Annotated in this window: 12 protein-coding genes; 3 read left to right on the plus strand and 9 right to left on the minus strand. The window is 72.6% G+C overall.

Going from position 1 to position 14,506, the window contains the following annotated elements; all coding sequences use genetic code 11:
- Window positions 1-7: 7 nt before the first annotated feature.
- Together EDD30_RS01405 and EDD30_RS01410 are read left to right on the plus strand one after the other, a co-directional pair.
- Complete coding sequence (locus EDD30_RS01405) at window positions 8-1,417, plus strand: coiled-coil domain-containing protein (RefSeq protein ID WP_244945064.1); 1,410 nt, start codon at window positions 8-10, stop codon at window positions 1,415-1,417.
- A gap of 682 nt (window positions 1,418-2,099) precedes the next feature.
- Window positions 2,100-2,438, plus strand: coding sequence for an RNA polymerase-binding protein RbpA (locus EDD30_RS01410; RefSeq protein WP_015622005.1), 339 nt, complete (start codon window positions 2,100-2,102; stop codon window positions 2,436-2,438).
- A gap of 252 nt (window positions 2,439-2,690) precedes the next feature.
- On the opposite strand, the gene EDD30_RS01415 is transcribed toward EDD30_RS01410, so the two are convergent.
- The 9 genes from EDD30_RS01415 to kdd all read right to left on the minus strand — a co-directional run bounded on the left by EDD30_RS01415 (window position 2,691) and on the right by kdd (window position 12,929).
- A complete protein-coding gene (locus EDD30_RS01415; protein WP_071808140.1) occupies window positions 2,691-3,239 on the minus strand; it encodes an FxsA family protein in 549 nt (182 codons plus the stop codon).
- Window positions 3,240-3,416: 177 nt separating this feature from the next.
- Window positions 3,417-4,208, minus strand: a complete 792-nt coding sequence (locus tag EDD30_RS01420) for a polyprenol monophosphomannose synthase (protein WP_084557013.1) — start codon at window positions 4,206-4,208, stop codon at window positions 3,417-3,419.
- A 14-nt stretch (window positions 4,209-4,222) separates the two neighbouring features.
- Window positions 4,223-5,884 carry an apolipoprotein N-acyltransferase gene (gene lnt, locus EDD30_RS01425; RefSeq protein ID WP_123678009.1) on the minus strand — a complete coding sequence of 554 codons (1,662 nt, stop codon included), beginning with the start codon at window positions 5,882-5,884 and terminating at the stop codon, window positions 4,223-4,225.
- 525 nt (window positions 5,885-6,409) lie between these two features.
- Complete coding sequence (locus EDD30_RS01430) at window positions 6,410-7,678, minus strand: glutamate mutase L (RefSeq protein WP_123678010.1); 1,269 nt, start codon at window positions 7,676-7,678, stop codon at window positions 6,410-6,412.
- A complete protein-coding gene (gene kal / locus EDD30_RS01435) occupies window positions 7,675-8,040 on the minus strand; it encodes a 3-aminobutyryl-CoA ammonia lyase (RefSeq protein WP_071807959.1) in 366 nt (121 codons plus the stop codon). Before kal ends, EDD30_RS01430 begins: the two co-directional genes overlap by 4 nt.
- On the minus strand, window positions 8,037-8,771 hold the full coding sequence (kamE, locus tag EDD30_RS01440) for a lysine 5,6-aminomutase subunit beta (protein WP_071807958.1): 735 nt from the start codon (window positions 8,769-8,771) through the stop codon (window positions 8,037-8,039). Before kamE ends, kal begins: the two co-directional genes overlap by 4 nt.
- Window positions 8,768-10,321 (minus strand): lysine 5,6-aminomutase subunit alpha, encoded by a 1,554-nt coding sequence (gene kamD, locus EDD30_RS01445; RefSeq protein WP_071807960.1) that lies wholly within the window; start codon window positions 10,319-10,321, stop codon window positions 8,768-8,770. Before kamD ends, kamE begins: the two co-directional genes overlap by 4 nt.
- Window positions 10,322-10,323: 2 nt before the next feature.
- Window positions 10,324-11,865 carry an amidohydrolase gene (locus EDD30_RS01450; protein ID WP_071807957.1) on the minus strand — a complete coding sequence of 514 codons (1,542 nt, stop codon included), beginning with the start codon at window positions 11,863-11,865 and terminating at the stop codon, window positions 10,324-10,326.
- Between the two features lie 5 nt (window positions 11,866-11,870).
- Complete coding sequence (kdd, locus tag EDD30_RS01455; RefSeq protein WP_071807956.1) at window positions 11,871-12,929, minus strand: L-erythro-3,5-diaminohexanoate dehydrogenase; 1,059 nt, start codon at window positions 12,927-12,929, stop codon at window positions 11,871-11,873.
- A 133-nt stretch (window positions 12,930-13,062) separates the two neighbouring features.
- Between kdd and EDD30_RS01460 the strand changes: the two genes are divergently transcribed.
- Window positions 13,063-14,436 carry a KamA family radical SAM protein gene (locus tag EDD30_RS01460; protein WP_071807955.1) on the plus strand — a complete coding sequence of 458 codons (1,374 nt, stop codon included), beginning with the start codon at window positions 13,063-13,065 and terminating at the stop codon, window positions 14,434-14,436.
- Window positions 14,437-14,506: the final 70 nt, after the last annotated feature.

Raw genomic sequence — 14,506 nt, forward strand, 5'->3', positions numbered from 1 at the left:
GGTCGCGATGGCAGAAGACGACGTTTCCCCGCCGACGCGGCCGGTGCCGAAGCAGGCCGTGCTGACCGTGGCGATCCCCGGCGAGCCGCCGGGCCGCACCGCCGCGCCCCGGGCCACGGTGCCCCCGGTCGCGGCGACGCAGGTCGCGGCGAAACCTGACATGGCGAAACCTGACATGGCCGAACCTGACATGGCCGAACCTGACGCGGCGAAACGTGACGCGGCCGAGTCTGATGTCGCGACCTACGACCGGTCGCGCAGCGAGCTCGACGCGGCCGAGCCGCCGCCGGAGACGCGGCCGTGTGCGCACTGCGGCCGGCCGGTGCCGCAACGGGCCTCGGCCGGACGGCCGTTCCGCTACTGCCGGGACAACGACGGCGAATGCCAGCGCGCGTCCCGCAACGTCCGGATGCGGCATCGTTCCTCGCCAGGTCTGGCCGGACAGGTGGCCCGCACCTGGGAACTCGTCGACCGCCTCGACCAGTTCGTCGGCACACTCAGCGAGGCCCTGCACGCCGAGATGTCCCCGTCCGGGGTCGAACGGCAGGTCGCCGAGGTGCGCGCCGAGACGTCGCGGCAGGTCGCGGCCGCGCACGCCGAGCGCGACGACGCCCGGCGCGATGCCGACCGGGCCGCCGACGCCGCCGCCACCGCCGTGCAGGAGGCCCTGGCCGCCCGCGCGGAACGCGACGAGGCGCTGCAGGCGGCGCAGGCCGCGCACCGGCTGGCGGAGTCCGCCGCGGCCGATGCGCGGCAGGCGGTCGCGTCCCGCGACGAGGCACTGGCCGAGGCCCACGCGGCCGCCGCATTGCGGATGCGCGCGGAGGCGGACCGCGACGCGGCCCGCCGCGAGGCCGACGGGATGCGCCAGGAGCGCGACGAGGCCCGCCATCAGATCGATTCCGTACGCCGGGAGCTGACCGACACCCGCCACGAATCCGCGACCCGCGCCCGCGAACTGGACCAGGCGCTAGCCGATCTGCGTGCGGCCCGGAGTGACCGGGACGGCGCGAACGCCGCACGCGAGGCAGCGCTGCAGGAGCGCGACGAGGCACGCACGGCACGGGACGAGGCCACGGCGGCCCTGAACGCCGCGCGCGCCGACGTCGAACGGGCCGTCGGGCAGGTTGCCGAGGCCCAGGCGCAGGCGGCACGGGCGGCGGAGGAATCCGCGTCGTCGCAGCGTGTGCTCGCCGAAGTGCGGGCCGGAGCCGACCGCGACCGGCAGGCGCGGGAACGGGCGACGGCCGAGATCGCCGAGGTGCGGGGAGCCGCCGAACGCGACGCGGAGGAGTTGAGGCGGCGGCTGGACGCGGCGCGGACGGACGTGGACGCCGCACACGAGCGGGTGGCGCAGTTGTCGGCCCAGGTCAGCGACTTGGCCTCGGCGCTCGCAGCCCTGGGCTCAAACCGATAGTCCGCTCGGCCCCAAAGCGGTCGGGCCCGAAGCGCGCGGTCGGGTCCCGCGCGTCTCAGGCGACGCTGGGCCGCACGCAACTCCCGAAGGCGCTCGGATCCAGCCGCCCGCCCGAGATGTCCGGGCGCCGCGATTGCGGTGCCCCGGGCGGGTCGGGCGAGCTTCGACGACTCGTCCAGCGCCGCCCGAAGTGGGGTCGCGGCGGCCGGGCTGTCGGGGACGCGGGAGGGCGCGGCCGCAGGCTGGTGGAGGTCGGGCTGGTAGGTAGGTGGGCTGTCGGGGACGCGGGAGGGCGCGGCCGCAGGCTGGTGGAGGCGCGTGGCGGCCGGGCTGGTAGGTAGGTGGCTGGCGGGGACACGGGCGGGGCGCGGCTGCCGGGCTGGCGGGGGCGGGATAGGCTAGGGCCGCAGGGCGGAGGCGGGTCCCTCGTCCGATGCCGGTCAGCGAGCGGGGCCTTGCTCCCGCGTGACCGGCATCGCACTATCCGTAGATCTCTCATTGTGCCGTAAAGTGGACCAAGGTCCACTTCAGGACGGGCGGAGACGGCCGATAGGGGACGCTGCCGGTTACGCTCGAAGCGTTAACACCGCCGACACACACACGGCGGTCGCCAGGAATCTCGCGACCGCCCCTTTCGTTACACCAACGGAAGCAGCACCACGAGCGAGGGGAAAAGCCGATCATGGGCGAACGCATGCTGCGCGGCAGCCGACTTGGCGCAGTCAGCTACGAGTCCGACCGCAACACGGAGCTGGCCCCCCGGCAGACCCGCGAGTACCTCTGCGTGAAGGGTCACCAGTTCGAGGTGCCGTTCGCCGTCGACGCCGAGGTGCCGATCACCTGGGAGTGCAAGTTCGACGGCAGCGTCGCGCGCCTGGTCGACGGCAACGAGCCGGAGCAGAAGAAGGCGAAGCCGCCGCGCACCCACTGGGACATGCTGCTGGAGCGGCGGTCGATCTCGGAGCTGGAGGACATCCTCAACGAGCGGCTCCAGGAGGTTCGCACCCGCCGCGGTCGTTGATCCACGGCATCTGATCGCCGTTTCGCCACACCAGGGCGGGACGGCGATTTGCTGTGTCCGCCCAACGGGACACAACGCCGCCCGACGAATAGGCACGCAGGGAACAACCACGCGCGACAGACACCACGCGGGGAACCGGACCGCGGAAGGGACACCACGCGGGAAACCGGACCGCCGAAGGGACAGCGCGCGGGGAAGCACCAGCGCGGGCGAGCTCCCGACAGTGCGATGAGCGGATGCAGCCCGCCCGGGTCAGCGGATGATCTCGCCCTCGACGACCTCACCGGTGACGACCGGCCCGGGTCGGACCTCCCCGGGCGAGACCACCCCTGTCGCGACCGTCGGGGACTGCGGCGCCGGCTCGCCGACCGGGTCGGCCTGGTGGACCCGTACCCGCCGGGGCCCGAACAGGTCACCGGCGACCGCCGACGGCACCCGCCGCTCGGTGAAGCGTTCCACCGCGCGCCGGGCCAGGATCCGTCCCGGCGGCACGATCAGCAGCAGGCCGGCGATGGCCGAGACGAAACCGGGCATCGCCAGCAGCAGCGCGCCGAGCAGACCGACGAGCGAGTTGCTGACCTGGGGTCCGGGCGGGCGCCTCTGCTCGGCGGCGGCGCGGAACGCCCGCCATCCGCGGATGCCCTCACGGCGCAGCAGCGCCGTCCCGGCGATGCTGGACGCGGCGATGAGCAGCACCGCCCAGCCCGCGCCCAGGGCGTGCGCCACCGCGGCGAACACGGCGATCTCGGCCACGGCCAGCAGCAACAGCCCCAGCGGAAGTAGAGCCAGGCCTCGACGCAACTCCGTCACCCTCCCTCACCGACGGCGGCGACCCACGCACGAACGGACGGCGGCGACCCACGCACGAACCCGCGCTCCGCGCGGGACAGGACGACGGGCCGACGGCCGGCGGGGCATCGGGCGGCGAGGCCATCCCATGTCACACCGGCTCGTCCAGCATGACACGCCGGTGCGCGGTCACGGCCAGGTCGACGGCTGCTTCCGCGTACGCCCGAACTTGTTCAGCAGCGTCTCCTTGCGGGCCGCCGCACCCCACAGCGTGACCCTGAGCAGTTGTTCCTTGAAGATGTTGCCGCTCATCTTGCTGACGCCGTGTTCGCGCTCGGTGAACGTGATCGGCACCTCCGCCATCCGGAAACCGTGCCGGTAGGTGCGCCAGGCCAGTTCGACCTGGAACGAGTAGCCCTGCGAGGCGACCGTCGACACGTCGATCGCGTCGAGGACCGGCATGCGGTAGGCGCGGTAGCCGCCGGTGGCGTCCTTGAACGGCATGCCCAGCGCCATGCGGATGTAGATGTTGCCGCCGCGGGAGAGCAGCAGCCGGTGCAGCGGCCAGTTGTGCACGCTGCCGCCGGGGATGTAGCGGGTGCCGAGCACCGCGTCGGTGTCGCGCAGGGCGTCGAGCAGCTTCGGCAGTTCCTCGGGGGCGTGCGAGCCGTCGGCGTCCATTTCGACGACCGCGTCGTAGCCCTTGTCCTTGGCCCAGGCGAATCCGGCGACGTACGCGGCGCCGAGGCCTTCCTTGCCGGCGCGGTGCAGCACGAACACGTGGTCGTCGGCGGCGGAGATCTCGTCGGCGATGGCGCCGGTGCCGTCGGGTGAGTTGTCGTCGGCGACGAGGATGTCGACCGACGGCACCGCGGTGCGCACCCGCTCGGTGATCAACCGCAGGTTGTCGGCCTCGTTGTAGGTGGGGATGACCACGAGGACACGGCCGACCCCTGGGTACCCGTCCGAGCCCGCTGCCATCGGGTTCGCGTCGCTCACCGTTCCTCCGTCTTTCCCTGTGCGTCGATCATGTCGCTGTTCCGGCGGCGTCGCCGGAGTGGTACCGCCCCGGCCAGGACGAGCAAAGTCAGGGCGACCAGAGCGAGCTCCGGCCACTGTCCCAGACGAGTGGCCAGCGTACGCGGTCCGCCCACCCGCATGTCACGCAGGACCACGGCGTCCACATTGAATCCCGTGGAGGCGTGTACCCGGCCGTCCGGGCCGGCGAACGCGGACACTCCGACCGTCGATACCATCAGCGCCTCCCGGCCGTGCTCGACAGCGCGTAGCCGCACCATCGCAAGCTGCTGACGTGCCTCTGCCTCATTGAAGGTGGCGTTGTTTGTCTGCACCGCGAGGATCTGTGCGCCGCCGGTCACCGTGTCGCGCACGATGCCGTCGTAGGCGACCTCGAAGCAGATCACGTCGCCGATCGTCGCCGCCTCGGTGCGGATGACGCCCGGGGTGCTGCCGGCCAGCATGTTCTGCACCAGATCGACCTTGGTGGAGACCAGCCGGGCGATCGGGCGCATCGGCATGTACTCGGCGAACGGCACGGGGTGCCGCTTGACGTACAACTGGGCGAGGTCGGGTCCGGTGACCGGCATCCACAGCACTCCGGCGTTGCGGATCTCCCCCGGCACGTCGCCGCGCAGCACCGTGCCGACGAGGATCGGCACGCCGATCGCGTTCGCCGCCCCGGCGATCTTCTGCGCGGCGTCCTGGTCGCGCAGCGGGTCGATGTCGCTGGAGTTCTCCGGCCAGATCACCAGCGCCGGCTGCGGCTTGCCGCCCGCGCGCACCTCGGCGGCGAGCCTCTCGGTGGCGCGTACATGGTTGAGCAGCACCGCGGCGCGCTGGGCGTTGAAGTCGAGCCCGAGACGCGGCACATTGCCCTGCACGATGGCGACCGTACGGGTCTGCGACGCGGGCGCGGCGGTGGGCACGAACGCGGGGCCGGCGAGCAGCGCCGCGGCGGCCACCGCGAACCCGGCGGCGCCCAGCCACGCCCGCGGGTCCCTGTCGCCGACCGCGGGCGTGCGGCCGCGCCATGACGACACCGCCTGCCACGCCAGCGCCACCAGGGCACCGCCGGCGGCGGCGAGCGCGAACGTCACCAGGGGCGCGCCGCCGAGCACGGCCAGCCGCAGCGCCGGCGCATCCTGCGCGGCGAACGCCAACCGCCCCCAGGGGAACCCGCCGAACGGCGCCCGGTCCCGCAGCGCCTCCTGTGTCACCCACAGCAGCCCGGCCACCCACGGCCAGGCGGCGCGGAACCGGTCGACCAGCGGCGACAGCCACGCCGTGGCCAGGCCCAGCAGACCCAGGTATCCGGCCTGCGCGAGCGACAGCAGCATCCACGGCAGCCACCCGGCGGCGATGTGGGTCCAGTCCAGCAGCGGCACGAACAGCACCAGCCCGGCGAGCATGCCGACGCCGAAGCCGGCCCGCAGCCGCCGGCGGTGCGCCGCCGCGGCCAGCAGCGCCACCGAGACCGGCGCCAGCCACCACAGGTCGTACGGTGGGAACGACAGCAGCAGCCCGGCGCCCGCGGCGAGAGCGAGCACGACGGACGCCCACCGCGGCAGCGGCCGCGGCCCGCGCGGCGGGGCCGTCACGGCGCCGGCCGGCGCGGGTGCGGGCTGAAGCGTCGACAAATCCACCCGCGGAAGGCTACCCGGCAGCGGTCACGAAACCGTCGCGCCACCGGCCGGACGCGGAGGACGCCGGGAAACGCCGCCCGTCAGGCCGAGGGGGCGTGAGCCGAGGGGCCGAGGGAATCGGGGCACGGCCCGCGGGCCGTGCCCCGATTGCTCCCAGAGATCCCGTTCCGAGCCGGTGCGCCGGCGTGGCGTCGCGTGACCTTCGGACCGACCCGCCGCAGGCTGGCTGCCGGCGTCGTGCCGTTGTCTACTGGCCCCGTTCCACCCCGCCCGCCCCGGAAAGTCGCGGCCGGTCCGCGCCGCCCCGTCGACCCCCACCCCCTGGACCTGGCGTACGCGCGTTCGGTCTTGCCGCGTGGCCATTGAGCGAAGGAACGAAGCGAACAACAACCGCTTCCCGGAAAAGGACCCATCGACGGTACGCCGCACCCCCGCCGCCTTGTCAACCAGGTCACCCGTGCCCGGGCGTGTCGCATTCTCCGGCGTGTCGCCGCGCGGGCGAAGCGCGGCGACACGCCGTCACAGGCTGTTGACCAACGCCGCCGCGACCGCCGGATGATCTTCGGCGAGCATGCCGGCGGCCGCCAGCACGTACCGGGTGTCGACCACCCGCCGGACCTGGCGTGGGGCCGCCCAGCCGCCGGCGGTGTCGCCGAGAACCGCATCCAGCACGGCCTGCCCGCCGCCGTGGCGCAGCACCCCGCCGGAACCGACGACCAGCCGCACGTCGCGCAGGTCGCGCCCGCCCGTGCGGGGCAGCCCCGGCCCGGGGGAATGGCCGCGGGCATGCCGGCGCAGCGCGATCATCGCCGCGGTCGACGCCAGCGCCCGGTCGACCGCCACGTCATACGGCCTTCCACCCGAAATATCCGGCCCGGGCAGTTTCTCGGTGGCCGCGGCGGCGACCACCCCGGCCGCACCCACCCCGACGCCCAGGTCACCCTCCACGGTCCGCGACCGCCACAACGTGCCCGCCACATCCCGCTGCGGGCCGTGCTCCAACTCCCCGTCCGGCACCAACGCCGAATACACGTCGGTGGTAGCCCCGCCCACGTCCACCACGAGCACCCCGGCGGCCGTCTCGTCGGCCAGCAGCGACACCCCGGCCAGCACCGCGTCCGGCGTCGCACACCGCACCAACGACGCGAACCGCCTGCCCTTCGACAGCCTCTTCCCGCCGATCACGTGCCGCAGGAACATCTCCCGGATCGCCGCCCGCGCCGGCAACGCGTCCAACACCCCGATCCGCGGCAGCACATTGCCGGTCACCACCACCGGCACGCCCCGCTCGGTCAACACCCGCGCCGCATCCGGACGAGCGTCGGCGTTGCCGGCCACCACCACGGGCACCCGCATCCGCGACGTCGCGAGCCGCCCCGCGTTGTGCCGCAGCGTCTCCTCGTCACCGCCGTCGGTCCCACCGACCAGCAGGATCACGTCCGGTCGCGCCGCACGCAGCGCCGCGATCGCCTTGCCGTCCAGCAGACCCGCCGCCACGTGCACCACCTGCGCGCCCGCCGACAGACCGACCCGGTGCCCGGCCTCGGCCGTCACCAACGACTCGTAGCCCACCACGGCCAGCCGCAGTCCACCACCGGCCGACGAGCACACGAACAGCTCGTCGGCGGCGCCGCCGGCGGCTTCCACCGCCGCGTCCAAGCCGTGCAGCACGTCCGACGTCGACGTGGTGGGCGCCTCCGAGCGGGCCAGCACCCGCCCGGAGCCCAGATCCACCCGCAAGGCCTTCGTGTACGTGGACCCGACGTCCACGCAAACGGCCTCGCTCACGCCTTCGGCGGCACGACCACCGTGCCCGTCGCCGTCACCGCGACGATCGGCTCGTCCAACACGGCCGCCGACGAACCGCCCGAGCCCCGGCACACCACGGTCGACGAGAACTCGATCTTGCGCGAGCGGGTGCCCATCTTCACCACCGTCGCCGCCACCTCGAGCACGTCACCGGCCTGCACCGGCGCCTTGAACTGCACGTCGTCGTACGACGCGAACAGACCCTCGTCGCCGTCGAGCTGGATGCACACCTCGGTCGCCACGTCGCCGAACAGGCCCAGAGAGTACGCCCCGTCGACCAGATTGCCCGCGTAGTGCGCGTGCGCGTACGGCACGTAACGACGATGCTTCACAGTGATCATGCGGAACTCCCGGTCAGCGCGTGAACAAGGTACGAGGCGACCTCCCGGGGCGTCGTACCCCGGGAGAAGATCCGGTCGACACCGAGCTCCTCGGTCATCAACTCGTCGAAGCGCGGCCCGCCGACGATCAGCAGCGGCCGCTTGCCCGCCGGCAGCGCCTCCCGGAACGCCGCCGACATCTGCCGCGTGTTCAGCAGATGCGCGTCGCGCTGCGTCACCACCTGCGACACCAGCACGGCGTCGGCCTTGCACGCCTTCGCCGTCTCCACCAGGTCCGGCACCGACACCTGCGCGCCCATGTTCGTCACCGACATCTCCCGGTACGACTCCAGGCCCTTCTCCCCCGCGATGCCCTTGAGGTTGAGGATCGCGTCGATGCCGACCGTGTGCGCATCCGTGCCGATGCAGGCGCCCACCACATTCATCCGGCGCCGCATCCGGCGCTTGATGACCGCGTTGACCTCCTTGGCCGACAAGAGCGGGAAGTCGCGCTCCACGACCTGCACCTTCTCGGTGTCGACGAGGTGGTTCACCTTGCCGTACACGACGAAGAAGGTGAAGCCCTCGCCCATCGGCTTGGCGTGCACCAGCATCGCCGGGTCCATGCCCATCTTGTTCGCCAACTGGATCGCGGCGCCCTCGGCCCGCTTGTCGTGCACCAGCGGCAGGGTGAACGACACCTGCACCATGCCGTCACCGGTCGTGTCCCCGTAGGGCCGGACGATGCTCATGCCTCCAGGGCCTCCGTCACCGGGTTGAAGTAGTCGGCGTCGTGCTTCGCGACCCCGTCGAGGCCCTTGCCCCGGTCCGCGGGCCGCTTCATGATGCCGAACGTGCCGTCCGCGATCGCGTTGAGCATGCCGTCGTCGACGACCCGCTCCAGCAGCTCCACCGCCTCGCCCAGCACCGAGTGCGCCCGCTGCTGGATGAAACCGCCCGGCGCCGGCACGAAGTCCTCGTGCAGGTTGCCGGCGCCGTCGAGCACGTACCGCACGTTCTGCAGCGCGATGTCGCGGTCGGACAGCCACGGCGTCACCACCGCCTCGGTCATCATCCCCACCAGCAGGATCCCCTGACCGGTCAGCGCGCCCACCAGGTTGAAGAAGCCGTCCAGCAGATTGCCGCGGAACACGTCGCCGGTCATGTGCTTGGTCGGCGGCATCCACTTCAGCGGCGCATCCGGGAACAGCTCCCGTGCCAGCAGCGCGTGCGCCAGCTCCAGCCGGAACGACTCCGGCAGCTCCGGGTTGATCTCGAACGCGTGCCCGAGACCCAGTTGCCAGTCCTCCAGGCCCGCCTCGTGCGCGAAGAACTCGTTCAGAAGCTGCGACACCGTCACCGTGTGCGCCGCCTCGACCGCGTCCGCCGTGGTCAGGTAGTTGTCCTCACCGGTGTTGATGATGATGCCCGCCCGGGCGTGCACCTGCCGCGAGAACCGCTGGTCCACGAACGTCCGGATCGGGTTGATGTCACGGAACAGAATCCCGTACATCGAGTCGTTGAGCATCATGTCGAGCCGCTCCAGGCCCGCCAGCGCCGCGATCTCCGGCATGCACAGACCCGACGCGTAGTTCGTCAACCGCACGTAGCGGCCCAGCTCCTTCGACGACTCGTCCAGCGCCGCCCGCATCAGCCGGAAGTTCTCCTGCGTCGCGTACGTACCCGCGAAACCCTCCCGGGTCGCACCCTCCGGCACGTAGTCGAGCAGCGACTGCCCCGTCGACCGGATCACCGCGATCACGTCCGCGCCGGCCCGCGCCGCCGCCTGCGCCTGCGGAATGTCCTCGTAGATGTCACCGGTCGCCACGATCAGATAGATCCACGGCCGCCGCGGCGGATCCCCGTACCGTTTGATCAGCCGGTCCCGCTCCACCCGGCGCCGGTCCACCACCTTCAGACCCGCGTTGGCCGCGCGCCGCGCGGCCCGCTTGGCCGCGGTCACCTCGGCCTTCTTCTCCGGTACGGCGAAGCGCACCGCACCCGCCGCCGCCTTCTGCGCCAGCACCGTCACGTCGTCGAGGCCCTCGGCGGCGAGCGCATGGAACACCGGCACCGCCACCCCGTGCCCCAGGCCCACGTCCGCGCGGACCGCGTCCACGAGCCGGTTCACCCACGGGATGCCGTCGGAGTCCGCGCCCCGCACACCCGCCAGCCGCAGCACGGCCCGCTCCACCGACACGGTCGTGTGCGACCGCGCCAGATCCACGACCGGCTGTCCCGCCCGCGCGGCGAGCTCCCGTGCCCGCCGCACCACCTCCGGGTCCAGACCCAGCTTCCGCACCGTCACTCCTCGTAGATCGTCTCGCCGGACAACACCGTCCGGCGGCACACCGGCCGCGCCGGTACGTCACCGTCGGGCCCCGGCAGCAGCGCCGGCAAGCCCCCGTCCAGACCCGCGGGCGTGTCCCACACCGCGAAGGTCGCCTGCGCGCCCGGCGCCAGCTCCCCCGCGTCGTCGATCCCCACGGCCCGCCAGCCACCGCGCGTCGACGCCGCGAACGCCGCCCGCACACCCATCCGGAACACCGGATTGCGCGGCGCCGCCGCCGCGACCACCGCCGCCCACGGATCCAGCGGCGTCACCGGCGCGTCCGAGCCGAACGCCAGCGCCACCCCCGTCGCGTGCATCGCCCCGATCGGATTCGACGCCAGCGCCCGGTCCACACCCAGCCGCTGCGCGTACATCCGGTCCGGGCCGCCCCACAGCGCGTCGAACACCGGCTGCACGCTGGCCACCACCCCGAACTCGACCATCCGGGCGATCATCGCCCGGTCCGCCAGCTCCACGTGCTCGATCCGGTGCCGGCCCGCGCGCACCCGCTCCACGCCGACCGCCTGCGCCGCGATGGCGAACCCGTCCAGCACGCTCGCGATCGCCGCGTCCCCGATCGCGTGGAAGCCACCCTGCACACCCAGCTCGATGCACTCGAGCAGATGCGCCCCGGCCTGCTCCGCCGACACGAACGCCTCGCCGCACCCGCCGCCGTCGGCGTAGGGCGTGCCCACCGACGCCGTGCGCGAACCCAGCGCCCCGTCCGCATACAGGTCGCCGGCCGCACCCACCGCACCCAGATCCTTCGCGCGCTGCGCACCGCCCAGCTCACCCCAGTAGCCCAGGACCCGAGGCAAGCCCTGGCCCGACAACGCCAGCACCGAGGCCAGATCCTGCTCGCTGGACGTGCCCGGGCCCGCGCACTCGTGCACCGACGCCACCCCGCGCGACGCCGCCAGCCGCAACGCCGAGCGCTGCGCCGCCTCGCGCTGCGCCGGCGTCAACGACCCCAGCGCCACCGCGCGCACCGCATGATGGGCGTGCTCGCGCAGCCACCCCGACGCGTCGTACCCGCCGGTCGCCTCGATGCCCGGGCACGCCGCGAGCAGCGCCCGCGACGCCAGCGCCGAATGCACCGACGCCTGCGACAGGTACACCCGCCGCCCACCGGCGACCCGGCCCAACTCGTCCGCGTCCGGCGGCGTCTGATCCGCCCACGTCGACTCGTCCCACCCGTGCCCGTGCACGACCGCGTCCGGCGCCCGCGTCTGCGCGAACGCCGCCACCGCGGCCAGCAACTGCCCCGCCGAGCGCACCCCCGACAGATCCAGGCCGTCGGCCGCCAGCCCCGTGTCCGTGGCGTGCACATGCGCGTCCACGAACGCCGGCGTCACCAGGGCACCACCCAGATCCACCACCGCGTCGGCCGTCGGCGCGTCCGCGGACGCACCCATCCAGGCGATCCGGCCGTCACGGACCAGCATCGCCGCGGCACACGGAGCCGCCGCCGAGAAGAACCGGCCATTGCGGTAGAGCGTCGAGGGGAGAGTCATGAACGTCAGTGTGCCGCGATCCGCGCCTCGAACAACGCGCGCACCGCGGGAGTACGCCGCAGAACATCCAGGGCGAACTCCGCGTGCCCCGGCAGATAGCCGTTACCGACCAGCATCGTCACGTCCGCCGCCAGGCCCTCCGCGCCCAGCGCCGCCGCCGAGAAGCTCGTCGCCATCGAGAAGAAGATGACCGTGCCGCCGTGACCCGTCGACAGGATCGCGCCGTGCTCACAGCCCGGCACGTCCACGCAGACGACCGTCACCGTCGCCGGCGCACCCAGCGCGTCCGCCACCGCGGTCGACACCGCCACCGGATCCCGGGCGTCGGCGATCGCCACGTGATCGGCCAGGCCCGCCGACGTCAGCGCGTCCCGCTCGGCCTCCGAGACCACCACCCCCACCGTACGGGCACCCGCCAGCCGCGCCGCCGTCAACGCCAGCGACCCGCTCTTACCGGCCCCGCCCAGCACCGCCACCGTCACCGGCTCGCGGTCACCGGCGATCCCGGCCGCACCCACGTACGCCTTCACCACCCGGTCCGTCAGCGCCGGCGCACCGCACACGTCGAACACCGCCAGGGCCAGCTCCGGCGCCAGATCCTGCGGCAGCACCGCCACCACCGAGCGCCCGAACAGGATCGCGTGCCCCGACGCCGGCACCTGCTCGCCGAGGCCGTCCCAGCCGGCCAGCTCGTCGTCGATCACCAGCGGGGTCAGCGTCAGCGACACCAGCGTCGCCACACGGTCGCCCACCTTCACCGGCAGCGGCGACTCCGGGCCCACCTCGTCCACGACCCCGATCAGCATGCCGCCCGAGCCCGTCACCGGGTTATGCATCTTGCCGCGGGTCCGCACGATCTCCAGGACCTCGGCACGCACGGCGGCGCCGTCGCCGTCATGTTTGCCGGCGAGCTGCCGATAGCTGGCGGCGTCCAGGTTCAGCCGCTCCACCCGGATCCGCACCTCGTCCGGCCCGATCTCCGGCCGCGCGTCCAACCGCCACGCCGCCTGCGGCAGCACACCCGCCGGCTCGAGCACCCGGGACAGACCCACAGCGAACGACATACTCACCATCCTCACGAGAAACAAGGCGCTGCAACGCTGCTACACCGTAAATCCTCCGGACCTACGGTTTCTAGACCGAAGATTCTCCAGTATCGTGATCGCTGACTACCCCCGACCCCCCAGGAGGCCACCGGTGACTCAGCCGGCCACCGCTCCGGAAACTCCCGCCGGCCAGCCGTACGAGTACCGGCGCCGGCCCCTCGTCGAGCCCGACTGGACCCGGTTCCCCGGCTGGCGCGACATCACCGCCGCCCAGTGGGAATCCGCCCAGTGGCAGCGCGTCAACTGCGTCAAGAACGTCAAGCAGCTCCGCAACGTCATGGGCGACCTGCTCGACGAGCGCTTCTACACCGACCTCGAGACCGACATGGCGCGCCTCGCCACCATGTCGATGCTCATCCCGCCGCAGATGCTCAACACCATGGTGCCCGACCGCACCCCCGACACGGAGTCGTTCTACGCAGACCCGGTCCGGCGCTACATGCTCCCGGTCGCCACCGACCGCCGCCTCGACTGGCCGTCGCACCCGCACGCCAGCCGCGACAGCCTCCACGAGCACGACATGTGGGTCGCCGAAGGCCTCACCCACCGCTACCCGACCAAGGTCCTCGCCGAGCTGCTCAGCACCTGCCCGCAGTACTGCGGCCACTGCACCCGCATGGACCTCGTCGGCAACAGCACCCCCGTCGTCGACAAGCTCAAGCTCACCCTCAAGCCCGTCGACCGCTACGACGCCCACCTCGCCTACCTCAAGTCCCACCCCGGCGTGCGCGACGTGGTCGTCTCCGGCGGCGACGTCGCCAACGTCCCCTGGAAGCAGCTCGAGACCTACCTCATGGGCCTGCTCTCCGTGCCCACCGTGCGCGACATCCGCCTCGCCACCAAGGCGCTCATGGGCCTGCCCCAGCACTGGATCCAGCCCGACGTCGTCGAGGGCCTGCACCGCGTCGCCATCACCGCCGAACGGCGCGGCGTCAACCTCGCGGTGCACACCCACGTCAACCACGTCAACTCGCTGACGCCGCTGGTCGCCCGCGCCGCCCGTACGCTCATCGAGGTCGGCGTCCGCGACGTCCGCAACCAGGGCGTGCTCATGCGCGGCGTCAACGCCACCAGCACCGACCTGCTCGACCTCTGCTTCGGGCTCCAGGGCGAAGCGGGCATCCTGCCGTACTACTTCTACATGTGCGACATGATCCCCAACGCCGAGCACTGGCGCGTCCCGGTCTGGCACGCCCAGCAGCTCCAGCACGACATCATGGGCTACCTGCCGGGATACGCCACCCCGCGCATCGTCTGCGACGTGCCGTTCGTCGGCAAGCGCTGGGTGCACATGGTCTCCGAGTACGACCGCGAGAACGGCATCTCGTACTGGAGCAAGAACTACCGCACGTCCATCGAGCACGACGACGCCGAGGCGTTGAACAAGCTCTACGCGTACTACGACCCGATCGACACGCTGCCCGAGGCGGGCCAGGAATGGTGGCGCAAGCAGAGCGCCGAGTGACACGAGCCGCGTGAGAAAGGGCCCCGGGAGAAGCTCCCGGGGCCCTTTCGTGTGTCTGCGCAGCGGCCTA

This window comes from Couchioplanes caeruleus (assembly GCF_003751945.1).
In the GTDB taxonomy this organism is placed as follows: domain Bacteria; phylum Actinomycetota; class Actinomycetes; order Mycobacteriales; family Micromonosporaceae; genus Actinoplanes; species Actinoplanes caeruleus.

Excerpts from the sequence above, each read along its gene's own strand:
- EDD30_RS01405 (WP_244945064.1), top strand. The coding sequence starts at position 8 with ATGGCAGAAGACGACGTTTCCCCGCCGACGCGGCCGGTGCCGAAGCAG.
- EDD30_RS01410 (WP_015622005.1), top strand. The coding sequence starts at position 2,100 with ATGGGCGAACGCATGCTGCGCGGCAGCCGACTTGGCGCAGTCAGCTAC.
- EDD30_RS01420 (WP_084557013.1), bottom strand. The coding sequence starts at position 4,208 with ATGGCAGCGGGCTCGGACGGGTACCCAGGGGTCGGCCGTGTCCTCGTG.
- kal (WP_071807959.1), bottom strand. The coding sequence starts at position 8,040 with ATGATCACTGTGAAGCATCGTCGTTACGTGCCGTACGCGCACGCGCAC.
- kamE (WP_071807958.1), bottom strand. The coding sequence starts at position 8,771 with ATGAGCATCGTCCGGCCCTACGGGGACACGACCGGTGACGGCATGGTG.
- EDD30_RS01450 (WP_071807957.1), bottom strand. The coding sequence starts at position 11,865 with ATGACTCTCCCCTCGACGCTCTACCGCAATGGCCGGTTCTTCTCGGCG.
- kdd (WP_071807956.1), bottom strand. The coding sequence starts at position 12,929 with ATGTCGTTCGCTGTGGGTCTGTCCCGGGTGCTCGAGCCGGCGGGTGTG.